Genomic DNA, 22,025 nt, shown 5'->3' with positions numbered 1-22,025 from the left:
CGCTTATCTCGCCCCTTTGTACGCAATGTCGTTGATGTCTGCTGCCTTCGGACGGAGCTTAGGCAGTTGTTGACAATGCGGACAATAATGCGTTCCTCTTTGTGCAACCCTTATTTTTTCGATCGGATGGCCGCAATTCGGACAAGGTTTCCCGGTCTGTCCATAAACGGCAAGAGAGACTTGGAATTTCCCGGCCTCCCCAAGCGTGTTTTTGTATGTCCGGATGGTCGAACCGCCTGCTTCCACTGATCTGCTGATTACATCTATGATGGCTTCGTGCAGCCTTTTTGCTGCAGCCGGGCCGATTGTGTCAGCAGTTTGCAGCGGATGGATTTTGGCTTGGAAAAGCGACTCATCCGCATAAATATTTCCGACACCGGCAACAATGTTCTGGTCCAGGATGACCGCTTTGATTGCCCGATGCGACTTGGCAAGATCCTTTTTGAATTTGCTCAACTTGAAGAAATCCGCTGTCGGCTCCGGCCCCATTTTTTTGAAAGGTTCATACTCATCCCGCTTTTCGATCGGCAACAACGTGAATTTACCGAATTTGCGCACGTCAAGGTAACGCAACTGGCGGCCATCGGCGAGATAAAAAATGACATGGGTGTGCTTCTTGATCGGCTCACCGGATTCGCTGACCTCATATTTGCCTTCCATCCGCAGATGGGAAATCATCGCCCAGTGGTCCAACAAGAAGATCAGATACTTGCCGCGGCGTTCGATGGTGTGGATCTGTTCCCCCCGCAGGACCGTCTTGAACCGCTCCGTGGAAAAGGGCGGCGTGATCATGCGGTCCCAAAAGACTGCTACGTCTGTGATGACGGCTCCTCCGACAAGGTTGATGAGCCCTTTACGGATGGTTTCTACTTCCGGTAATTCCGGCATAAACAGCCCCCTCTCTTTTATCGTTTTTATCCCTGGTTATTTTGCTTCATACCAACTGTCGCCGAAGTTACTGTCCACTTTGAGCGGCACAGCCAAGGAGACGGCATGCTCCATGATTTCCGGAACCAATTTTTCCAATACCGGAATTTCTTCTTCCGGGCATTCGAAGATCAGTTCATCGTGAACCTGCAAAAGCATGTTCGCTTGAAGGCCTTTTTCCTTAAGGGCTTTATCCATCCGGACCATCGCAACTTTGATGATATCAGCGGCAGTGCCTTGGATCGGCGAATTGATGGCAGTCCGTTCCGCAAAGGAGCGCAGATTGAAATTGCGGTTATGGATGTCAGGCAGGTAGCGGCGTCTGTGGAATAACGTTTCGACATAACCGGTCTCTTTCGCTTCTTTGACGATATCCTCCATAAATTGCTTCACACCTGGATATTTTTCGAAATAACGGTCAATGAACTCTTGAGCGGCTTTTCGGGTGATGTTCAGGTTTTGGGACAAACCATAGTCGCTGATGCCATACACAACCCCAAAATTGACGGCCTTCGCTTGCCGGCGCAGATTGGCAGTGACGTCTTCCGGATTTTCGATGCCAAATACGCGCATCGCGGTCGAGGTATGGATGTCCTGTCCTTCCAGGAAGGCTTCCTGCAGATGCTCATCCCCGGAAATGTGCGCCAGCACACGCAATTCGATCTGTGAATAGTCTGAGGCAAACAGTTTCCAGCCTTCTTGCTGGGGAACGAAGGCTTGCCTGATTTTCCGGCCTTCTTCCATCCGGATCGGAATATTCTGCAGGTTCGGATCGACGGAACTCAATCGGCCGGTCTGCGTCAATGTCTGTTGGTAGCGCGTATGGATCTTTCCGGTTTCCGGTTTGATGAATTTCAGAAGTCCTTCCACGTAGGTCGATTGCAGTTTGGCCAACTGTCGGTAATTCAGGATGTGCTCCACGATCGGCGCTTGCGCCTGCAGTTTTTCCAATACATCCACCGCTGTCGAATAGCCTGTTTTCGTCTTTTTGATGGCTGGCAAGCCCATCTTCTCGAACAGGATGACACCCAATTGCTTCGGTGAGTTGATGTTGAACTCTTCACCCGCTTCCGCGTAGATGGTTTTCTCGATTTCAAGCAAACGGCCGGCAAATTCCTCTTTCATGGTCAAAAGACGTTGCGGTTCCACTTTGATCCCTTGGATTTCCATGTGCGCCAGCACAAACGACAAAGGCAGTTCCATTTCGTAATACAGGTCTTTTTGCACATTGCTTTCAAGCTCCGCGTTCAGTTGGGCAAACAGCGCTTGGATCGCTTTCACTTTGCGTGCCAAATGGTCATGCAGCACAGTGTCCTCTGGAACGGCTGTTTTAGCGCCTTTTCCGTAGATGGCCTCATCAAAGGAGACATCGTTGTAGCCGTATTCCTGGGCGACTTGCGCAAGGTCTTTGCTGTTGTCCTTCGCATTCAGGATGTAGGAGGCCAGCAGGATATCAAAGTCGATGCCCGCCAGCGCGATGCCGGCATAATGCAGCATGACCATCGTCCGTTTGCCGTCGTACACAATTTTGTGGGCTTCGGCATTCTCAGCCCATTCCTTGAAAGCGGGGCTTGCCATAACTGTTTCCAACGAAGCCGTATATATATTTTTTTCCGTTCCCCAGCTGACTGCGAGGATTTTTCCGTCGTGGTAGTTGTCTTCGAGCATCTCCACGTACAGTGCCATACGCTCCGTGAAATGCTCGGGACGGATTTCGGTCAGGACTTCGAAATGGATATCCTCAAAGGATTCGGAGCGGTCTTCGGAAGCCACGCCCAGTTTATCAAGGAAACTGTTGAAATCCATTTCGCGATAGAAATCGGTCAGCTTGTCCATCTGTTTGCCTTCAACCGCAAGTTCATCGAGCTTCAATGTCACGGGAGAATCCAGATCGATCGTAGCCAACGTTTTGCTCATGAACGCATTTTCTTTGTCATTGATGAGGTTTTCTTTCATCTTGCTTTTTTTCAGTTCATCGATATGCTCGTAAAGGTTTTCGATGGAGCCGTATTCAGTCAGGAGCTTCAAAGCAGTCTTCTCGCCGACTTTGGTGACGCCCGGATAATTATCCGACGAATCCCCCATCAGCCCCTTCATGTCGATGATCTGTTTCGGTTCGATGCCGTATTCTTCACGGATGACGTCAGGTGTGTAGGATTTCAATTCCGACACACCTTTGACGGTTATGTCGACCCGGATATTATCCGTCGTCAATTGGATCATATCCTTATCGCCTGAAATGATGACGACATCATAGCCGGCCTGATCGGCCATCCGCGAGTAGGTCCCGATGATGTCATCGGCTTCATAATTGACCAATTCATAAGTCTTGCCTCCGAAAGCATGGACTAAGACGCCGAAATAAGGCCATTGTTCGGACAACTCCGACGGCATGCTGGCACGCCCGCCTTTGTAATCATCATAAAGGGCATTACGGAAAGTCGTTTTCCCGGAATCGAATGCTACCAACAGATGCGTAGGCTCTTCAGTCTGGAAGATGCGTTCCAATATATTATTGAAGGCGTAGAGCGCGTTCGTATGCAATCCGTTCTTGTTGCGGAACCCATCCAGATTCGGCAATCCGAAAAAGGATCTGAAAGCCACACTGCTGCCATCCACCAATAGTAATTTTTTCTTTTTATCAGTCATCTGTTTACATCCTAACTCTGCTTATTCTGAATCGCCATCTGCCATCGATGGAGGATTAACTCCCTTATCGGCATTCTCCTCGACTTCAGTTCGCTCGTTCATGATTACGTTCTCTTCCTCATCAAAGATCAATTTGCGAGGTGTCTCTACGATCAATTCGGCATCCAACACGCGTTCATTTTCCATATTTGTTCCGACAACGCTGATCGTGACTTGTTCACGGCGCTCATCCACGCGCTCCACTTCAAAATTGAACGTGATCGTGCTGTTGTGGTAGATTGGTTCAATCACATTCAAAGAAACGTCCACAATATGTGAACCCGGACCCGGCAAATGTTTGGAAACGTTGCTCGTCAAAATCCCCACCAACAAAACAGTTGGCACTATCGGTTTATGGAACCGAGTCGTCTGCGAATAATCATGTTGAATATAGAGCGGGTTTCCGTCATTCGTCAACCCAAGATAAAGCAAAATATCTTTGTCTTCGATGATTTCCGTGACGGTCAACGAATCCCCCTCTTGAATTTCATCAATCGATTTTCCAAGCTTTATATCTTTCAGACCCATTTTCACTTTTCCTTTCTTTGAACACATATATGTCTATCATATCAAAAACGCCGTTCCGATAAAAGCCGTTTAGCTCTCTGGACCCATTTATTCAGAAAAGCCGCCCAAGCCTGCTCTGCCTTGCATCAAAAAAGCCCAGGAAGTGATCCCCGGACTAATAGTGTGTGATGAATCCTGAGCTCAGAGTTTGAGCACTAACGAGGTTCAGGACCAAGCAGCCCGGTTTTGGCTGAGTGGGCCTGAACAGCGTTAGGCGGAGAACTCTAGGATTCAGAACCGTTCTAAAACAGTGTGTGATGATTCGCGTTTAGATACCCGGACGTTGGAGTGAACAGAGGATGTCCACCTCTTTTGTGGACATCCTCTGTTTGCGAAACGGGAGCGGTATCTGCGAATCAGAACCGTTCTACTGAATTAATTTTTTGTCGGCACGCTATGGCTCAACAGTTCTTCATAAGCCAGTTCAAATTTCTGAACATCCCCCGCGCCCATGAAAATGGCTACAGCATCATGGAACTGCAACAGTGGAGACATATTGTTGACGTTCAATACCGTTGCGCCTTTTTCGATTTTATCGGCCAAATCGCCGATCGAAACCTGTCCGTCCTTTTCGCGTGCAGAGCCGAAGATATCGCAAAGGAAGACCTTGTCGGCCAATTCCAGCGACTCAGCGAACTCGCTAAGCAGGGCAACCGTACGCGTGAAGGTATGCGGTTGGAAAATTGCAATGATTTCTTTAGTAGGGTATTTCTGTCTGGCTGCATCGAGTGTAGCGCGGATTTCGGATGGATGATGGGCATAATCGTCGATGACAACCATATCCGAAATGTATTTTTCGCTGAAGCGACGTTTTACTCCTGAGAATGTCTTGAGCTGGGCAGCAACCTTGTCTTTGTCCAAACCTTCCAACCAGCAGAATGTGATGATGGCCAATGAATTGAGGATGTTGTGCGTGCCGAATGACGGGATTTCAAAATGACCGAACAGCTCGCCATTTATTTCCACATCGAACTGACTGCCGTTTGTGTCTTTCGTGACATTTTTGGCGACAACATCATTGTCTTCAGCGAACCCATAAAACGTGACAGGATATTTTCCTTTCAGCTCACGGACATACGCATCTTCCCCACAAGCGATGATGCCTTTTTTCACTTGGGATGCAAACGTATCAAATGCGCTGTAAACATCATTGATGTCCTGGTAGTAATCCGGGTGATCGAAATCGATGTTCGTGATGATGGCGTAGTCTGGTGAGTAAGCCAAGAAATGACGTCTGTATTCGCAAGCTTCCAACACAAAGTACTCCGCATCTTCCCGGCCGAAACCAGTGCCATCTCCGATCAGATAGCTTGTCGGGGCAATCCCGTCCAACACATGGGACAACAAACCGGTTGTGCTTGTCTTGCCGTGTGAACCGGTAATGGCGACGCTCGTATAGTTCTTGATCAATTCGCCTATGAAATCATGGTAGCGGATAACCGTCAAACCGAGTTCTTTCGCTTTCGCGATTTCCTCATGTGAATCAGGGAAAGCATTCCCTGCGATGACTGTCAGACCCGGTGTGATGTTCGCTTCGCTGAATGGCATGATTGTGATGCCAGCATCATCCAAACCTTTTTGCGTAAAGAAATAAGTTTCGACATCGGAGCCTTGGACTCTGTAGCCTTTTCCATGCAGGATCAATGCCAACGCACTCATCCCAGAACCTTTGATGCCGACAAAATGATAAATCGTTTCCGTTTCCATAATTACCTCCAAATGAATAAGGAAGGTTAGTCTTTCGGCTACCTTCTGATGTTTGTGCCTCAAAACACTCTCTCAGGACATGATGACTTGCTGTCCATTTATTGAATCGGAACCAGTATAGCACGCACGGATTAAGAAAATGCATGAAATTATTTAAACTTTGATGTCAAACATGTCAATAATTTCACTGCAAAATCAACCGCAGCGTACAAATCAAGCTAATGTTACAACGCGATGACTAAAAATAAGAGTGGCTTACCGAATCGGCAGCCTCATGGACGAATTTTCCGGCTACATCGTATGAGCGTTCCTGCTCCATGATGCCCAACAGCGAGCGGTTCATTGCCCGTTTGGATTTGCCTTCCAACGGTTGCAACTCACTTTCCCCCGCGTTGTCTTCTTCCAGAATCGCATCGTCTTCAACAGGTGCCCCCAGTTCGAAAATAAGCAGGTCCGAGCTGCTTTTCTTCAATAATGCCGCAATCGCGCGATAATCGATTTTCTTTTCATTCAGGTTTCCCCAGCCTTTCAACGGTTCCGGTACTTCGGTCAGTTGGAAAGGCCTTCTGCTTTTATAGGATGCGAAAGGATGCATGCCAAGTTCCGTGCGGCGCTCCTTCTGCTTTTCTTCCTTCAGTCTTTTTTTCTCGACCGCAAAAACATCTTCAACAGGCTTCACAGCTTTATCCCTGTAGGATACGAATGCCTCCTTGTTGTGGCGGATGTACGGGACTGTGTCCATCGGATGCAGCAAATCTTGCGAGATATAGGAGGACGGTTGTGCAGAATCGCCTTTTTCTTCCAGCATGCCATGCTCTTCATCCTCTTTTTTCAGGTAATTCGGAAAATCAAACTTATTTGTTGCAGGATGACTTCCATCCATTCCTGAACGATGTTCATGCCGAAAAAAACTTGGTCCATCATAGCGACTCATCCAGTCTGCTCCTCTCTTATTTTGCTTCCGGCAATACTATGCCCGGTTTCAATGGAATTCCTTTATAATAGTACTTCTTTTTCAAGAATAATTCTATAGGATTATTTAGAAAACGCTGCGCCGATTGTATAGCTGTCATCCAAGACAAGTATGCCTTTTTTAGGGCTTGCGTTTTCCAACTGCAATTCTTTGGCTGAACAGATCATGCCATGGCTGGCTACGCCGCGCAATTCACCTGGCCAGATGATCAAACCGCTTGGCATGACAGCGCCTGGTTTGGCTACGACGACGCGTTGCCCTTTTTTGATGTTGGCTGCACCGCAGACGATCTGCAGTACTTCTCCGTTGTCCACTTCCGTTTGCGTAACGGACAGATGGTCGGAGTCTTCATGCGGCACGCATTCCTTGACGTAACCCACAACAAATTTAGGTGAGCGATCGACAACGACAGCGTCACTGAAACCTGCCGCCTGGATCAAAGCATTCACTTTTGCGACTTCTTCATCTGAAAGGAAAACTTGTCCCTTTGCATGCAACGTAAGCGCATCTGAAATCGAAAACAGATTATAGCCCATCGTTTCATTTGTACGGTTGTTGAAAATGCGCGTCACATTCCCTTTCGATTCGCATGATTGTTCTTGGCGGACGGCGATATCCCCTTTTGTCAATAATAATGTATCCCCGACTGCTTCACGATTATAAAAACTTAACCACATGTTTTGTTTGCTCCTTTATGCTTCTTCATTTATTTTTCCCAAACGAAATAGTATCACAATTCGCCCAAAAAGGCTTCAATCTCTTTTTGCGTCTTCCGGTTGCGGGAAACGAAACGCCCCAAAAGTTCTCCTTTATCATAAGCGACAAAGCTCGGTATTCCGGAAATCTGCAAAGCTTCCCCCAGCGGGCCGAAATCGTCGCGGTCTATTTCGACGAAACGAAAATCCGCGAACTTGCTTTCCACCTCGGGCATGAATGGGCGGATGTAATGGCAGTCCGGGCACCAGCCGGTCATGAAGACGAATACCGTTTTTCCCGAATCGCGCAGTTCTTTGAATTGATCCAAATCTTTCAGTTTATCCATAATCCCATTCCTCCTTAATTCATGGCCATGATGGTTTCATAAGTACTCTTGTCCAACGCTTTGATGACTTGTGCGACCATTTCCTTTGCCGCCGCATAATCGTCGATGTGGAACATTGTTTGGTGTGTATGGATGTAGCGGGCGCAGACCCCGATGACCGCGCTAGGCACGCCGTCGTTCATGACATGGGCGGCACCCGCATCCGTTCCGCCTTTGGAAACGAAATACTGATAAGGGATATCATGCGTTTCCGCCGTATCCAACAGAAATTCGCGCATCCCTTTCAAGGTGATCATGCCGGGATCCTGGATCCGCAAAAGGAAACCTTCTCCCAGATGCCCGAACGTATCCTTGGTCGTCGTCAGATCGTCCGCAGCGGAGCAGTCCACCGCGAAGAACAGATCGGGCTTGAATTTGTGAACGGCCCCCTTTGTCCCGCGCAGTCCGACCTCTTCCTGAACATTTGCGCCGGCGATCAATGTGTTCGGCAACTTTTCATTTTTCAATGCTTCCAGCGTTTCCAAAACAACCGTGTTCCCGTAGCGGTTGTCCCACGCTTTTGAAATGATCTTCTTCTTGTTGGCTGTCCAGATCGTTTCCACTTGGGTAACAATCGTATCTCCTGGACGGACTCCGAATGCCAACGCCTCTTCTTTCGTATCGAAACCGGCATCGAACAGGATATCCGTCACTTTGACTTTTTTGCCTTCACCCTCCCCGCGCAATAAATGCGGCGGGACGGAAGAAGAAATCACAGGTATATCGCCTTTGGACGTCTGCAGGGTATAGCGCTGTGCCGAAACGACATAAGCATTCCAACCTCCAAGCGGCACAACCCGGAACAATCCCCGATCCGTGATGCCTGCCACCATGAAGCCAACTTCATCCATATGTGCCGCCACCATGATGCGCGGTGCCGTTTCATTTTCATGCTCTCTGATTCCGAAAATACCGCCCAAGCCATCCGTTTCGATGCGATCCACCAATGGCGCCATTCTCTCGCGCATATAGTTACGGATATTGCGTTCGTTTCCGCTTGTTCCCTGCAATTCCGTCAATTCTTTGATCATAGCAAATGTTTTATCATCCATATTTGAATGGAGCAGCACACAAATTTATCCTTATGCCGCTCCCGATCCCCCTTAAGTGTCTGACTATCCTATCCATTATAGCGCAGCATCCTTGTCATAGCAACGATTCCATTCGTTAAGAAGCATTGTCCAGCACAGGAAACGTTTCCTTTGTGCATCCTGCCGCTTGTGACATTTCCCTATTATTTTTTTCGTATTATTGCTATACTGAAGGGAGAAATTAAGAAAGCGCATTACTTTGAGGAGGAACATAAGATGAACTTTTTGGAAAAATGCATGTGCAAAAAACACAAAGAAGAAATCTTGGGCGGTATTTTATTCGGAGCCGGACTCGTACTTGGTTCAGTCGTGACAGCCCTTTGCTATGAACAGAAACGGACTGTAAACGGCGATAAAATCCTGGAAAACGTCAAAAAGATGTTCTTGGCTGAAGCTCCGATCGAAGGCTCATGGATCGAACTGCATCCTGTCCCGCTCAGCCGTTATTCTTCAAAGACGGATGTGTATTACGGCGGCATTTCCCGCAAAGAAGAAGGCGTATTGGTGCAATATGAATTCATCGCCGATGCCTACACAGGAACCATTTTGGACTTATACAAACTGTAAAAAAAGAAATGCGATACAAGCCCGCTCTGCCTCGATTAAGGAAACACTGTGACCTAAACGGTCAAGTACTCTGATGTCACAGTGCGACATCAGAGGGCCTCACTGCGCGACCGGTTGGATGGCCTTATGACAGGATTAAGCGATTGAAATCGCAAGAGTCATGACAATTTAGGAAATCGTGCCCTGCAACGTTCCCTACGGTCACCTTGTACTGGGACTCTAAGGGATGAATCCCTAAGACTCCCATGCAACTGAGTATCGAAGAGCGCAACATGCTGAGAGATTTCTTGCGTCAGCAGGTTAGTCGATCAGTATCCTTGGCTCGCAGAGACAAGGGGGTCCTTCATCTCTTTCCGAGAGGCAGGCTTGGATCGCTGGACATCATTAGTTGCACAAAAAAAGGAAGGACCAAAGCACTCGCAGCTTTGGTCCTTCCTTTTGTTTTGTGTGCTATTTTTCTGAATCAGCCGTCTCTTTTTTCGGGAACGCTGCTTCGACACGGTAGATGCGGTCTCCTCTTGAAGAGAACTTCGCTTCATACTCCGTCATGATGTTCCCCTCAAAATCGCTCTTGTGCAGATCCAGCCAGACTTGCTTTAAAGTCATGCCGTACTGCGAGAAGCTTGCGAGCGAATACTCGAACAAGCCTTGGTTATCCGTCTTGAAATGGATCTCCCCGCCGGAAACCAGGATCTGTTCATAGTTCCGCAGGAATTTTTTGTAGGTCAAGCGGCGTTTGTCATGCTTGGACTTTGGCCACGGATCGGAAAAGTTCAGGTAGACGCGATCCACTTCGCCCTCCGCAAAGAAATCCGCTACATTCTCTCCGTCCGTATTCAGCAATTGGACATTTTTCAAGCCTGATTCGATCATTTTATCGAGTGTCATGACCGCCACACTCGTCTGACGTTCGATCCCGATATAATTCACTTCCGGATGCATGCGAGCCATCTCGACGATGAACTGGCCCTTGCCGGAGCCGATTTCCACATGGATCGGTTGCTCGTTGCCGAAGCGTTCCTGCCATTTCCCTTTCCAATCCGCTGGTTCCATCACTACATATTGGGTACTCTCAGCCAATTTTTCGGCAGCCCATGGTTTATTTCTTACGCGCATAATTCTCCTCTTTCTTATCTGTTTTTTTTCGAAAAAAGAAATCCTTTCCGTTCGTTTAAGACGAAGAGGATTTCATAAATAACTGTTCAGGCGATTCTGATAAAGCTTTTTCAGCAACAGAATCAATTGGTTCATTTCCATATTACGATCCTGCGAATGACTCTTTTTGATCATGCAGAGGCACACCATCATGCTGTACCACTCCAACCGGCGTTCCATATTGTCATTCATCCGCAAACCGTACTGCTCCAGCCATGTTCCCCATTCCTCGTAGGGAACGTATTGAACCAGCAAGGTGCTGATGTCTGAGAACGGATCAGCTATTTTGACCATTTCCCAATCCACTAGGTACAACCGGTCTTCCTCATCCAACAGGAAGTTTTTGCGATTCACGTCTCCGTGGCAGACCGTCTTTTGCGAGTCGTCGATGCTGGCGATGCTGTTCTTCACATATTCAGTCACCTGTTGCAGGACTGAATTGGATTTCAGGTCATCCGGCAGATCCGCAACGTACAGGTTGTAGAAATTGATCGGGTTGAAGATTTCCCCTTTTACCTTCTGAAGCATCTTCAGGAGATTTTCGGAATGATGGATGCGATGCAGGATGTCCCGCACGGACTTCCCTTTCATCTCATCCGGATTCAATTCCCTGCCGTTAAGCCATTCTTGAGCTGTCAGGACATCCCCATTGCCGACCCGTTTGGTCCAGATCAGTCGCGGCGTGATCCCCTCAACGGAAAGCGCAGCTAAGAAAGGTGAAGAGTTTCTTTTCAAAAAAACTCTTTCCTCGGCTCTGGTGCCCATATAAGCTTGTCCTGTGTCTCCTCCGATGGGATGTAGCCGCCACCCTGAGTCCATTTTATAATCCATCGAGCTCATTCCCTACTCTGTCATTAATTTTGAAAAGCGGTACAAGCCCGCTCTGCCTCGAAAGAAATTTAGGAAATCTGGCCCTGAATGAGCATCGCAGAGCGCAATGGGTCAGATTTATCTAATTTCCGAGAGGCAGGCTTGGACCGCTAGACATCTTTTTAGGTGCATGAAATATTTTGCAAACTTGTGAAGCACCAAAGGTGATGCACTTTTAATTTGATAAATTTATATCATTGAAAAGAAGGAGCCGGGACGAAAGCCCCAGCTATCTCGGTCTGCTCTTCTGTTCATGTGCTACGTGTTCATTTGGCGATGCCGATCATTTTGCTCTGAAAGCGCAGCGACCCGCACTCGCATACAATTATTATTTTAGATTTCTTTACATATTCAGTCAAGAATATTCCATGGGAGTTTCGGAACTGAACCGATTTTAATCCGTAGATCAGTAACTTGCTGCTTCTCTTTTTCCCGTACGCCCGCCCATGTAAAACTGGATGAACAGCCAAACGAACCCGGCGTTTAAGGCGACTGCAGCCAAGCCCGTCTGCCAACTGTTGTTGATGAAGATGATTCCCGCAAAAAGGAATCCTTCCACTCCCAATAGGTAAGCCAGCAAATGCTTGAAGCCGGCAAATTTATCTGCGTGCTGCGTCGGATATAGCCGGTACAGCATATTCTCATTGAAATGGAAATACAGCGGCAACAGCTGGAAGCCTGTCAAATACAGGAACAACAGACTGAGGCCTAAAGAAAATCCGGCTGAAGGCGTGAACAGAAGCAACAGCACCCCGATGGTCAACAGGCGGAAGAACAAGCCGCTGTAATCTGTCCCGCGCAAAAATGCCCGCGCGTATAAATACTGGTAGGAATTGCTGTTGCCTTCGATCCGACGCAACAAGCCGTCGAAATATTTCCTTCTTTTTGCTTTGCTCTTCACTTGAGGAACATCCGTAAAAAGATTGATGACTCGGTTTGTCCGAGCTTTTCGTTGTTCTTCCGAGGCGATCATCTGCTCCCATTGATAGAGCGGATAGCGCGCCTCGTACGCCACTTGTACTTTTTTACGCAGAAACATAGTATACAGCGTTACAAGTACCGGCGCAACCCATGGATTGAAAAATATCGCGATGCTGAACGATAAAATCGCCGCGCAAGCCAGGTACAGATCATTTTTTTGCCGAACTTTCTTGTCGCCTATCTTCAGACCCAACTCCTGAAGATCCAAATCGATGATTTTCAAGAGAATCAAAGTTGCATAAATCGGGAGGAAATCACTCGCCCCGATTGTTCTCCCGGCAAATAGCATCGGCATTGCCGCGGCTGCCAAAAAGAACAACAGGATCGACGGCAGGATCAGGCTGTATTTTTTCGCTTTGCTGAAATAGCTTCCCCATTCCTTTTCCTTAGCCAAAAGGAACACTTGGTCGGCCGGCTCAAGGAAAGTCGCCAGCTTCCCGATAAAGATGCTGCCTGAAAAAACAGCCACTATCAGAAGTTTTCCCCAAAGGAAATCCGGCGTAACAGTTTTCACGAATTCGGAATATTGGTAAGCCAAAGCTCCCAGCAGAAAGAGGAGGACTATGACGAAATGATCATTGAAGATATATTTGCTGTAACGGCTGAATTTTTTCAGGTGCAGTTGTTGCCTTCTTTTCCAGATACTGTCCAGATTCATGGTTGCGCCACTTCTTTCGTCAAGCTGATGTAAAGCTCATCGAGACTCGCTCCCGGCATCCCCATTTCGCGCTGCAGATCCCCCATCGTGCCCTTCACTTTGACCTCTCCATGGTGAAGCAGGACGAAATTATCGCATTCTTTCTCGGCCGAGGCCAGCACATGAGTAGACATGAGAATAGCTGCACCTTGCGCTTTTTTCTCCCTGACCATCTCCAGGAACGAGTGGATGCCCAACGGATCCAGACCCAGGAATGGTTCATCGATGACATAAACCGGCACATCCAACATGAATGCGCAAACGATCATCACCTTTTGTTTCATGCCTTTGGAAAAATAAGCCGGAAACCAGTCCAGCTTGTCCTCCAGACGGAAATCCCGGATGTAGCGCATCGCCTTTTCCATGGCAACTGCTTCCGTGATTCCGTAGGCCATCGCCGTGATTTCCAAGTGTTCCCGTAAAGTGAGCTCTTCATAGAGCACCGGCGTCTCGGGAATAAAAGCGAATGACTTACGATAATGTTCCGTGTCATCGCGCAACGTACGGCCATCGATCTCAATTTTCCCGCTGAAAGGCATCATCAAACCGATGATGTGCTTGATGGTCGTGCTCTTGCCCGCTCCGTTCAATCCGATCAATCCAGTCAATTCACCGGCTTTGACCTCAAAATTTATATTTTTTATGACAGGCAGTTGCGTATAACCGCCTGTGACATTCTCCAATAATAGTGACATTTAACCGTCCCTTTCGCATGCGTTTGTGCCTTATATTATAGCACAGCCTTTCCCTATCCCAAATATCTTGCTGACCGAAGCGTCTTTTTGCCCTCAGGATATCAAAAAAATGGCAAATATGATAAAGTTAAATCATAGAAAAAGTAGATTACGGAAAGAAAGAGGTCAGGCATATGACAGATTGTATTTTTTGCAAAATCGCGAACCACGAAATCCCGAGCAGCATTGTCTATGAAGATGATGTCGTCATAGCGTTTCTGGATTTATCACAAGTGACGAAGGGACATACTTTGCTGGTTCCCAAGAAGCATGTTGCTGATATTTTTGAATACGATGAAGAATTGGCGAAGGAAGTCTTTTCGCGCATCCCTAAAATCGCACGCGCAATCGAACGTTCCAGCGATGACATTTTGGGATTGAACATTCTGAACAACAACCGTTCGATAGCCTATCAATCTGTTTTCCATTCGCATATCCACTTCTTGCCGCGTTACGAAGATTCGGATTCGGATGGATTCGGTTTGAAATGGAAGACGCATGAAGGGAAATATTCGCAGGAAGAATTGGCAAAAGTAGTTGCAGCCATCAAAGAGAGTCTGGAGGAATAGATATGCGCTCATTTATGGAAGGGATCTTATTCGGTACGGTAGTCGGTGGTCTGCTGGGATTGCTGAATAGTCCCCGAAGCGGCAAAGAAAACCGCGAGAAAGCGAAAGCCTACCTAGAGGACAACACCCTTGCGGTCGAGGACCTCAACGAAAGCGTCCAAGGTTTGCGCAAAGCGATCCAATCCTTGACCAACGAAGGTTTGGCTTCCGTCACGGCAGTCACTGAAGATGTGGCAAAATCTGTTGAAAGCTTCACCCAGCAAGCCCAACCAAGAATCAACCGCATCAACGATAAACTTGCCGTATTGACTGAGGATATGGAAAAAGTCGCAGCGAGCATGGAATCGCAGCTGCCGGCAGCGACAGATGCGCCAACTCAATAATGGAAATAAAAAATACGACGCTCCAAATGCAAACCGGTCAAACGGTCATTTGGAGCGTCGTATTTTTCAGTGTTTATGTTAAAAAGAGTTCGATCAAGAACCCGCTATTTATTCTGATTTTCGGCCTGCTTGATGAGCAACTGCACCGGCATTTCCGAAAAAGACTCCGTGAGCACCTGTTCCACTGTCGCAGCCGCTGCAGCCAGTTTTGCTGCTCCTGTTTTCGTCAAGGACGTATGGACGATCCGACGATCCTGCTCGCAGACATTCCGCTCCAAAGCCCCGCAACCTTTAGCCTCAAATTTGCTGACCAATCTGGAAACCGCGCTTTGGCTTAAACCGACCTTCTCCTCCAGATCCTGGAGCTTTAGTTTTTGGTCCGGTTCCTGTGATAAGAAATAAAGGACATAGAACTCTTTCAAAGAAAGATTATGGTTCATCTGCAAACTTTTTTCCAATGTGCTCTCGACTTTCAGATGAAAATTGTTGATCTCCAGCCATTGGCAAAACGCAGAACTCATTTCACATTTCACAAAGTTCCCCCCATTCCTTTCGATTCATCAACTTATGATACCAAATATTGGCATTTTGAGCAATCCGCCCGCACTAGCGGTAATACGGGCTTCTTTTTTGTTCTATGTTGCGGTTTTCGCTTGCTTCCGGATTGGTCTGCAGATATGAATTTTCTGAGAAGTTTGCTAGCGTTTTTAAGGAATATTTTCCATAATCACGGCGTTTATGATATATTTATAGATGGTTATTCATGGGATAAATAAATAGAAATAGATTGGAAGTGCCACATTCATGAAGAAGAAATTAGCATTGACGTCCGTTGCTTTCCTGACGGCCATCACATTAGCAGGCTGCTCGACTGGCGAAACTGTCGCAACGACTCCAGCAGGCGATATCACTAAAGATGAATTATACGACGCAATGAAAGCATCAATCGGCGAAACCGTTTTGCAACGTCTGATCTTGATCGACGTATTGAACGACGCGATCGGCGACAATGAATTGGAAGCTGAGACGGAAGCTGAGCTGTTGACTACCATCGAACAATACGGCGGAGAAGAAACATTCAACTACATCTTGTCACAATCAGGCTTCGCAAATAAAGACGAGTACCAGGATGTATTGTATTTGAACAAACTGATTGAAGCAGCCGTAAGAGCTGAAACGACTTTCACGGATGAGGAAGTGGAAGCCTATTACGAAGCTTACCAACCACAAATCAATGTACAGCATATCTTGGTTGCGGACGAAGCAACAGCTGTAGACCTGATCAACCAAATCAATGCAGGCGCAGATTTCGCGGAATTGGCTAAAGCAAACTCCACCGACACAGCAACTGCTGAAAACGGCGGAGAGACAGGACTGTTCGGAGCAGGCGACATGGTTGCAGCATTCGAAGAAGCAGCTTATGCGCTTGAGGTCGGCGAAGTGACACAAACACCAGTCGCTACCGAATACGGCTACCACGTCATCAAGATGATCGAGAAGACAGAAAAAGGAACATTGGAAGAAGAACGCGAAAACATCGAAACATTGATGATGGACGAAAAACTTGCCGACAATGATTACCTGACATCCGTCATGTCCACAATCGTTCAAGCAGCGAATGTTGAAATCAAGGACGAAGACCTGGCAGCAGCAATCGATCAATTCTTGCCTGCTGAAGAAACAAGTTCATCAGATTCAGCAACATCTGATGAAGCTAGCTCAGAAACTGCAACTTCCGAAGAAGCGGAATCTGCAACTGCTGAATCAGCAAACTAATACTTATAATGTTAAACACGCAAGTCACCAGCCTTTGATGCCGGTAACTTGCGTGTTTTTTGTTATTGCCCTTCTTCAGAAGGTTGGGCAAAGAGCGGTTTATAGAAACTGCGGTTCTCCAACCCAAAAATCCGCTCGCTGAACGTTCCTGGTGTCGTGCGCAGCAAGGCCGTATCGATCATATTGATGGAAGCATCCAAATTATCAAGATGATGGATGATTTCGGCTTCCAAGAGATGCGGCGTCACCGGCGAACCGAATTCCTGTTTGCCGTGATGCGCCAGAACAATGTGTTTCAATAGGATGACTTCTTCGCTGTCCTCATCGATGTTCAGGGACAGACAGGCTTTGGTGATTTCTTCATCTATCAGGACGATGTGTCCGATCAGATTCCCTTTCAGGGTATACTCAGTCGACATGCTGCCGCTCAACTCGATCGTTTTTCCGATATCGTGGAGTATCACTCCCCCGTACAGCAAAGACTTATTGACTGAAGGGTAATGTTGGATGACCGTTTTGGCCATCCGCAAGATCGATACCGTATGGAAACCCAGTCCGCCTACGATAGCGTGATGGTGACGTTTCGCAGCGGGATACTCGAAAAATTCCCGTTGATATTTTTTTAGTATATGCCGGACAATCCGGTTGATTGGTGCGCTCGTGATCTCAAACAGGATTTGGCTGACTTCCTCCACCATTTCCTCCGATTTCAACGGAGCACGCTCCATATAGAGTTCCGGTCGGCTTGGTTCCCCTTCGCGGGCGAGCCTTAGTTTTGTGATGCGCAGTTGGGGATTGTTCTGATACAGTTCCCGTTTACCGGTTACGGCAACAACTTGACCAGCTTGGAACTGCTGGATATCCTCCTCTTTTGCGTCCCAATACTTTCCGTCGATCTGACCGCTGCGGTCCTGAAAAGTAAAGGCGATGAATTTCTTGCCGTTTTTTGCCAGACGGATATCCGCACTTTTGATCAGTACATAAATTTCAAAATTATCATCGATTTCATGTTCATATATTTTTTTGGCCACCCCTATCAGCCCCTTTCACTCCTATTTTAACATGTATACTTGTTTCTGTGAAAATCGTTGAACGCAAGTGTCGTCGAACGTGAAAAAGAGCACCTGCACGTCTTCGCTCAGCTCTTCCAACAACGTAAACATGATATTTTTCCTGTCGTCATCGAAGTTCACAAAACCATCATCGATCAAGACCGGCATGCTGACGATATCGGCAGTATTCTTCACAAACGCAAGCCGCAGCGCAATATACAACTGCTCCACCGTTCCTTGCGATAGTTCATTCGGTAAGAAGGTCGTTCCGTCCTTACGCTGCACCTTCATGCCGTTCTTTTGGAACGCAATCCCGGTATATGCGCCTTCCGTCAACCGACTGAAGAAGGTTATCGTATCATCGAGCATCAGCGGCAGGCGATCCTCTTTCCCGTACCGCAATGCCCCTTCGATCCATTCTCCGGCTGTAACCAAGCCGGCCCACTCGATGGCAAGGTCCCTCAGCTCGGTTTCGGCCAAAGCGAACTCCTGCAGCAAGGCACTGTAAGTACCGCCTTCTTCCAATTGTTCCAGCTGATGCTTCAGTTCAACCTCAGTCCGCTGCAGTATCGACAGCTCGGACTTCAACCGCCGCATTTCCAGTTCATTCTTTTCGTAAAGATCCGCGCTTTTCTTGGCATCGCCATAACGATCCAAGAGTTGCTCGCGGCCACTGACCTGCTCATCCAGCAATTCTTTGCGCTTGAGGTTTTGCTCCTGCTTTTCCTTCAGAGCCAACAACTGGTAAAATTCAGCTTCCGTCTTTGCGTTTGCCTGATCCAATAGCCGCTGTCTCTGTTGATGGGACTCGGCAAGGTCGCGTTGGATCTGCTCCAACTCTTGCTGCAGTTCATTGATTTTATCCTGAACATTCGTAGCCATATTTTCTTCCAAAATGACGGCATTCTGTATCTCGGAGAAGCGTGCGGCCATTTCAGCGACTGTCAGATGTTCAAAATGGAAACGGCTGCGGATGAACGCAGTCTGCTCGTTCCATTTATCCACGGCGAAATTAAGATCGCTCATTTCGGCTTCCTGATTGATGATCAGTGCGGCCTTCTCCGCCAACACGGCACCGGGGTCCAATTGCAGGAGTTCCCTTGCCGTCATGCGGGCTGGATAGCCTTTCTGCTGCAGGAAAGTCGTCCATTCGGTTTGGAGCATGTTTCCGCGCTCTTCCGTTTCTTCCCGGCTGTTCAAAAGTTCCAAAAACTTATCCTGCAACTCTTCGAGCTCTCTTGTTACAGCCGAGATTCTTTCCCTGACAGCGGCCTGCTTCAGAAATTGCTCCATAGCATTTTCGGAGGAGCCTTCTTGGGAGGCAACGTCCTTCGTTTGTGTCTGTTGCTTCCTTCTGGTCAGGATAGCCCCACCGACAGCAAGCACAGCAGACAACGCCCATGCAATTACCCGGAAGTCTGCCAGAACAAAGGACAGGACCAAAAATACAGCCGCAGCCAAAAACAGCATGCCGAGCGGATTTCTTTTCGCTGGGGCGGGTGCAGCAATTCTTTGATTCGGCTGTTGCACATCGCTTTGCAGCGCAGCATACGCTTCATCAGTAAGCTTCTCGTGTTGGAGGCGAGTCTCTTCTTGCTGGAGGGTTTCCAGCTGTTCCTCATGAAAACCGATATTGTGGTCCAAGCGAAGCAGCTGTTCTTCGATCTGTCGGATGTCCTGCGCAAGCTGCTGCAACTGCCCGCGTTCTTCTTCCTTGAGCGGCTCCGGAGCGGGCAGGGCCAGATTCAAACCCAAGGCCATTTTTTGTTTGGCCAAATCAGCCTTGTTGTTGCTGATCTCATTTTCCAAATAAGTGATCTTATTCAGATCCGCTTGCGTTTTGGCTGCACTGTGCTGCAAAGCCGCAAACTCCGATTGATGCCCTTTGTACCATTCCACATGGACATATTCGCCCAACTGTTTCTGCAGCTGCGCTAACCTTTCCTGGAGTTGCGTTTGCGCTTGGATCGACGCGGCCATTTTTTCTTGCTGGTTCTGCCACTGGTAACGGGCATCTTCAGGCACTTCACTGTAGTCGACAGCCGTAATTTCCTTGTTCAGCCGTTTCCACTCCTGATAGCTGTCCGCCAAACGCAAGCTTTCTGCAATTGCGGTTTGTTCCTGCTCCAGTTCCTGTTGACGGGACAAAAGCTCCGCCTGCTGTTTTTGGCTGTCCGATAAATGCAACAGCGAAGTTTCATAGGTCGCATTTTTTGCTTTTGCTTGCTGAAGCTTCCTTTGCAGTTTTTCAGCAGCCTGTATCTTCTTGTTCAATGGCGGAACGCTGCCTGTCGGTTTGAAGCGTTTCGCGGCTTCATCCCGGTATTCTTTGGCTAATTGCAGCAAACGTTCGCTCCCGCTGGTGCCGATGCTCAACAGATAATGGTTGAGGTCGTCTTTTTGGGTTTTTTTCAAGGAAAGCAGACTGTCTATTTTGAATGTGTATAACGACTCAAAAGTCTCCCTGTCCATCCCCAACAGGAAACGCCCGAGATTTTTTGTCGTCTGCTGCACACCATCCGGCAGCGTGACGAGGGCCTGCCCTTTATTGCGGTCCTTCACCCGCTCAACGATGACATCCCCGAACCGCGTGTCCTCCAAAAATAAGCGACCGCCGTATGCTTGCGCTTGTTTCGGGACGTACAGATTCTGATCTTTCTTGCGGGCACTGGGAAACCCGAAGAGGATGCTGTTGATGAAGGATGACAAGGTGCTTTTGCCGGCTTCATTTTTTCCGTGGAATACCTGCAGATCCTGCACACCATCAAAGGTTCGGTTCACCCATTTTCCGTAGCCGTATATTTCAATCTTCCGAATCTTCACTGTCCTCTTCCTCCTCGAACGCAACAGCCTGCACAATCCTCTTCTTGGCGGCTGCCAGCACTTCCTCTTTGAAGCTTCGATCTTTTTTTAAGTCAGGAAACGTAGTCCTGATGAGCGGATGTTGGAAAAAGTTGTCCAGCTGTTGATAGAATACGTCATCGGCACTGATTTCCGTCCAACTTTTCGAAAAACTCTCCTTCATGACCTGATCAAAAGAAAACAGTTCTTTTTCCGTATCAACCGCAATTTTCAACTGGTACAGATAAATGAAAGGCCGGTCCAACCTTTGTCGGACACCGTCCAGTATCTCTTCGTCCTCGATCTTTTTGACAACATCGGGATGAAGCCCCTGGATGTCCGTGAACAGCAGCGACAACAACACGCTCGATTCACTGATAGCGCGATGCTGTTCCATACGTTCCTCGATGCGCGCAAACACATCATTCAGGGTTTTGCATCCATGCAACGACATCGTTTCTTTTTCCCAAACGATCGGCGCCGTCGGGAGAAAAGTCAACGTCGGTACCATCCCTTTCCGGAGCGTCACCAGATACGCGCCTTTTGCTTCGGTTTCGTTCGGATTGCGCCCTTGCGTATTTCCGCAATAGACGACAGGCGGAGCCTCCTGCAGCTGCTGCCTTTTGTGGATGTGTCCCAGAGCCCAATAATCATAGTTTTTCGCGTTCAATTCGCCCAAAGAGAACGGCGCATAGACGCCTTCGGAAGAGTTCAACCCTTCGAGGTAGCCATGCAGCATCCCGATATGGTAATCGACTGTATGATTCCGGTTCGGGTAATCGACGATCATCCGTTCCTCGACCCATCTGGAAGGATAACTGAAGCCGGTGATGGCCACTCGCTCCCCTGTTTTCGTGGTCAACATTTCGGTCGTAACCTCTTTTTCGAAGACCGTGACGTTCTCCGGAAGCTGCAGTTTGAGCGATTCCCTTCCGAGAAAATCATGGTTCCCATGCGACAAATAAACCGGGATGCCGGAACGATCCAGCCGACCCAGTTCATCCCGCAGAAAGGCTTGCGCCTTTACGCTCTGATTCTCCTCATCGTAGATATCCCCGCTGATCAGAAAAAAATCCACTTCAGCCGCAATGGCCTGCGTCACCAATTCCCGAAAGGAATCAAAAGTGGACTGGTAAATGGCATCAAAAAGCTGCGGCTCCAGCTGTTTTATCCCCTTAAAAGGGCTATCCAGATGGAGATCCGCTGTATGGATAAATGTAATCACAAGCTGTCCTTCTTTCCGCATTCTATGCTAAATCTGACAAATCAAATTTCCTTGGAATCGTTCATGAAAAATCAAAAAAACTGCGCCATTTCCTCCAAATATCGGATGAAGAACGTTGGATGGCATTGATCGGCAATGCGT

At 47.9% G+C, this 22,025-nt stretch carries 20 protein-coding genes; 4 read left to right on the top strand and 16 right to left on the bottom strand.

The features are described 5' to 3' along the window. Positions 1-3: 3 nt before the first annotated feature. From mutM to pepA, 8 genes are all read right to left on the bottom strand, one after another. On the bottom strand, positions 4-888 hold the full coding sequence (gene mutM / locus BM184_RS08860) for a DNA-formamidopyrimidine glycosylase (protein ID WP_086943430.1): 885 nt from the start codon (positions 886-888) through the stop codon (positions 4-6). Positions 889-924: 36 nt separating this feature from the next. Next, entirely contained in the window at positions 925-3,576 is a 2,652-nt protein-coding gene (gene polA, locus BM184_RS08855; protein ID WP_086943431.1) for a DNA polymerase I, read from the bottom strand. A gap of 21 nt (positions 3,577-3,597) precedes the next feature. Continuing rightward, positions 3,598-4,143, bottom strand: coding sequence for a MaoC/PaaZ C-terminal domain-containing protein (locus tag BM184_RS08850; protein ID WP_086943432.1), 546 nt, complete (start codon positions 4,141-4,143; stop codon positions 3,598-3,600). 414 nt (positions 4,144-4,557) lie between these two features. Next, positions 4,558-5,889 (bottom strand): UDP-N-acetylmuramate--L-alanine ligase, encoded by a 1,332-nt coding sequence (gene murC, locus BM184_RS08845; protein ID WP_086943433.1) that lies wholly within the window; start codon positions 5,887-5,889, stop codon positions 4,558-4,560. Positions 5,890-6,127: 238 nt separating this feature from the next. Beyond that, positions 6,128-6,823 carry a hypothetical protein gene (locus tag BM184_RS08840; protein WP_086943434.1) on the bottom strand — a complete coding sequence of 232 codons (696 nt, stop codon included), beginning with the start codon at positions 6,821-6,823 and terminating at the stop codon, positions 6,128-6,130. A gap of 101 nt (positions 6,824-6,924) precedes the next feature. Then, complete coding sequence (gene ytpR, locus BM184_RS08835; protein WP_086943435.1) at positions 6,925-7,539, bottom strand: YtpR family tRNA-binding protein; 615 nt, start codon at positions 7,537-7,539, stop codon at positions 6,925-6,927. A gap of 53 nt (positions 7,540-7,592) precedes the next feature. After that, entirely contained in the window at positions 7,593-7,904 is a 312-nt protein-coding gene (locus tag BM184_RS08830; RefSeq protein WP_086943436.1) for a thioredoxin family protein, read from the bottom strand. Between the two features lie 14 nt (positions 7,905-7,918). After that, positions 7,919-8,995: a glutamyl aminopeptidase gene (pepA, locus tag BM184_RS08825; RefSeq protein ID WP_086943468.1), complete on the bottom strand. Its 1,077-nt coding sequence runs from the start codon at positions 8,993-8,995 to the stop codon at positions 7,919-7,921. A 255-nt stretch (positions 8,996-9,250) separates the two neighbouring features. Between pepA and BM184_RS08820 the strand changes: the two genes are divergently transcribed. Beyond that, positions 9,251-9,601: a PepSY domain-containing protein gene (locus tag BM184_RS08820; RefSeq protein ID WP_245830758.1), complete on the top strand. Its 351-nt coding sequence runs from the start codon at positions 9,251-9,253 to the stop codon at positions 9,599-9,601. Between the two features lie 450 nt (positions 9,602-10,051). Here the strand turns inward: BM184_RS08820 and trmB are convergent, their stop codons facing one another. The 4 genes from trmB to BM184_RS08800 all read right to left on the bottom strand — a co-directional run bounded on the left by trmB (position 10,052) and on the right by BM184_RS08800 (position 13,999). Next, positions 10,052-10,717, bottom strand: a complete 666-nt coding sequence (trmB, locus tag BM184_RS08815) for a tRNA (guanosine(46)-N7)-methyltransferase TrmB (protein WP_086943437.1) — start codon at positions 10,715-10,717, stop codon at positions 10,052-10,054. A 72-nt stretch (positions 10,718-10,789) separates the two neighbouring features. Continuing rightward, positions 10,790-11,587 (bottom strand): phosphotransferase family protein, encoded by a 798-nt coding sequence (locus BM184_RS08810; protein WP_086943438.1) that lies wholly within the window; start codon positions 11,585-11,587, stop codon positions 10,790-10,792. A 445-nt stretch (positions 11,588-12,032) separates the two neighbouring features. Beyond that, complete coding sequence (locus BM184_RS08805) at positions 12,033-13,265, bottom strand: ABC transporter permease (protein ID WP_086943439.1); 1,233 nt, start codon at positions 13,263-13,265, stop codon at positions 12,033-12,035. Beyond that, positions 13,262-13,999, bottom strand: a complete 738-nt coding sequence (locus BM184_RS08800; RefSeq protein ID WP_086943440.1) for an ABC transporter ATP-binding protein — start codon at positions 13,997-13,999, stop codon at positions 13,262-13,264. Before BM184_RS08800 ends, BM184_RS08805 begins: the two co-directional genes overlap by 4 nt. A 173-nt stretch (positions 14,000-14,172) precedes the next feature. Between BM184_RS08800 and BM184_RS08795 the strand changes: the two genes are divergently transcribed. Further along, the gene (locus BM184_RS08795) at positions 14,173-14,607 is read left to right on the top strand and encodes an HIT family protein (protein ID WP_086943441.1); all 435 of its coding nucleotides are present in this window, start codon (positions 14,173-14,175) and stop codon (positions 14,605-14,607) included. Positions 14,608-14,609: 2 nt separating this feature from the next. Next, a complete protein-coding gene (locus tag BM184_RS08790; RefSeq protein WP_086943442.1) occupies positions 14,610-14,990 on the top strand; it encodes a YtxH domain-containing protein in 381 nt (126 codons plus the stop codon). Positions 14,991-15,094: 104 nt separating this feature from the next. Here BM184_RS08790 and BM184_RS08785 read toward each other — a convergent pair whose 3' ends face one another. Continuing rightward, positions 15,095-15,523, bottom strand: a complete 429-nt coding sequence (locus tag BM184_RS08785) for a MarR family winged helix-turn-helix transcriptional regulator (RefSeq protein ID WP_218151014.1) — start codon at positions 15,521-15,523, stop codon at positions 15,095-15,097. A 271-nt stretch (positions 15,524-15,794) separates the two neighbouring features. Between BM184_RS08785 and BM184_RS08780 the strand changes: the two genes are divergently transcribed. Beyond that, complete coding sequence (locus BM184_RS08780; RefSeq protein ID WP_086943443.1) at positions 15,795-16,766, top strand: peptidylprolyl isomerase; 972 nt, start codon at positions 15,795-15,797, stop codon at positions 16,764-16,766. 62 nt (positions 16,767-16,828) lie between these two features. Here the strand turns inward: BM184_RS08780 and BM184_RS08775 are convergent, their stop codons facing one another. The 3 genes from BM184_RS08775 to BM184_RS08765 are packed head-to-tail and all read right to left on the bottom strand — an operon-like array spanning position 16,829 to position 21,884. After that, positions 16,829-17,797, bottom strand: a complete 969-nt coding sequence (locus tag BM184_RS08775; RefSeq protein ID WP_086943444.1) for a 3'-5' exoribonuclease YhaM family protein — start codon at positions 17,795-17,797, stop codon at positions 16,829-16,831. 21 nt (positions 17,798-17,818) lie between these two features. Next, on the bottom strand, positions 17,819-20,641 hold the full coding sequence (locus BM184_RS08770) for an ATP-binding protein (RefSeq protein WP_177208605.1): 2,823 nt from the start codon (positions 20,639-20,641) through the stop codon (positions 17,819-17,821). Beyond that, the gene (locus BM184_RS08765) at positions 20,622-21,884 is read right to left on the bottom strand and encodes a metallophosphoesterase family protein (RefSeq protein WP_177208604.1); all 1,263 of its coding nucleotides are present in this window, start codon (positions 21,882-21,884) and stop codon (positions 20,622-20,624) included. Before BM184_RS08765 ends, BM184_RS08770 begins: the two co-directional genes overlap by 20 nt. Positions 21,885-22,025 lie beyond the last annotated feature (141 nt).

The organism is Trichococcus pasteurii (assembly GCF_900112935.1).
GTDB lineage: Bacteria > Bacillota > Bacilli > Lactobacillales > Aerococcaceae > Trichococcus > Trichococcus pasteurii.
Note: the sequence above shows the minus strand (reverse complement) of the source record. Positions and strands in the feature narration are given on the sequence as shown.

What these genes read in the sequence shown, in the direction of transcription:
- BM184_RS08850 (WP_086943432.1), bottom strand. Translation starts at nt 4,143, where the DNA reads ATGGGTCTGAAAGATATAAAGCTTGGAAAATCGATTGATGAAATTCAA.
- BM184_RS08820 (WP_245830758.1), top strand. Translation starts at nt 9,251, where the DNA reads ATGAACTTTTTGGAAAAATGCATGTGCAAAAAACACAAAGAAGAAATC.
- ytpR (WP_086943435.1), bottom strand. Translation starts at nt 7,539, where the DNA reads ATGTGGTTAAGTTTTTATAATCGTGAAGCAGTCGGGGATACATTATTA.
- BM184_RS08840 (WP_086943434.1), bottom strand. Translation starts at nt 6,823, where the DNA reads ATGAGTCGCTATGATGGACCAAGTTTTTTTCGGCATGAACATCGTTCA.
- pepA (WP_086943468.1), bottom strand. Translation starts at nt 8,995, where the DNA reads ATGGATGATAAAACATTTGCTATGATCAAAGAATTGACGGAATTGCAG.
- BM184_RS08795 (WP_086943441.1), top strand. Translation starts at nt 14,173, where the DNA reads ATGACAGATTGTATTTTTTGCAAAATCGCGAACCACGAAATCCCGAGC.
- BM184_RS08805 (WP_086943439.1), bottom strand. Translation starts at nt 13,265, where the DNA reads ATGAATCTGGACAGTATCTGGAAAAGAAGGCAACAACTGCACCTGAAA.
- BM184_RS08810 (WP_086943438.1), bottom strand. Translation starts at nt 11,587, where the DNA reads ATGGATTATAAAATGGACTCAGGGTGGCGGCTACATCCCATCGGAGGA.
- BM184_RS08780 (WP_086943443.1), top strand. Translation starts at nt 15,795, where the DNA reads ATGAAGAAGAAATTAGCATTGACGTCCGTTGCTTTCCTGACGGCCATC.
- murC (WP_086943433.1), bottom strand. Translation starts at nt 5,889, where the DNA reads ATGGAAACGGAAACGATTTATCATTTTGTCGGCATCAAAGGTTCTGGG.
- BM184_RS08800 (WP_086943440.1), bottom strand. Translation starts at nt 13,999, where the DNA reads ATGTCACTATTATTGGAGAATGTCACAGGCGGTTATACGCAACTGCCT.
- BM184_RS08830 (WP_086943436.1), bottom strand. Translation starts at nt 7,904, where the DNA reads ATGGATAAACTGAAAGATTTGGATCAATTCAAAGAACTGCGCGATTCG.
- polA (WP_086943431.1), bottom strand. Translation starts at nt 3,576, where the DNA reads ATGACTGATAAAAAGAAAAAATTACTATTGGTGGATGGCAGCAGTGTG.
- trmB (WP_086943437.1), bottom strand. Translation starts at nt 10,717, where the DNA reads ATGCGCGTAAGAAATAAACCATGGGCTGCCGAAAAATTGGCTGAGAGT.
- mutM (WP_086943430.1), bottom strand. Translation starts at nt 888, where the DNA reads ATGCCGGAATTACCGGAAGTAGAAACCATCCGTAAAGGGCTCATCAAC.
- BM184_RS08790 (WP_086943442.1), top strand. Translation starts at nt 14,610, where the DNA reads ATGCGCTCATTTATGGAAGGGATCTTATTCGGTACGGTAGTCGGTGGT.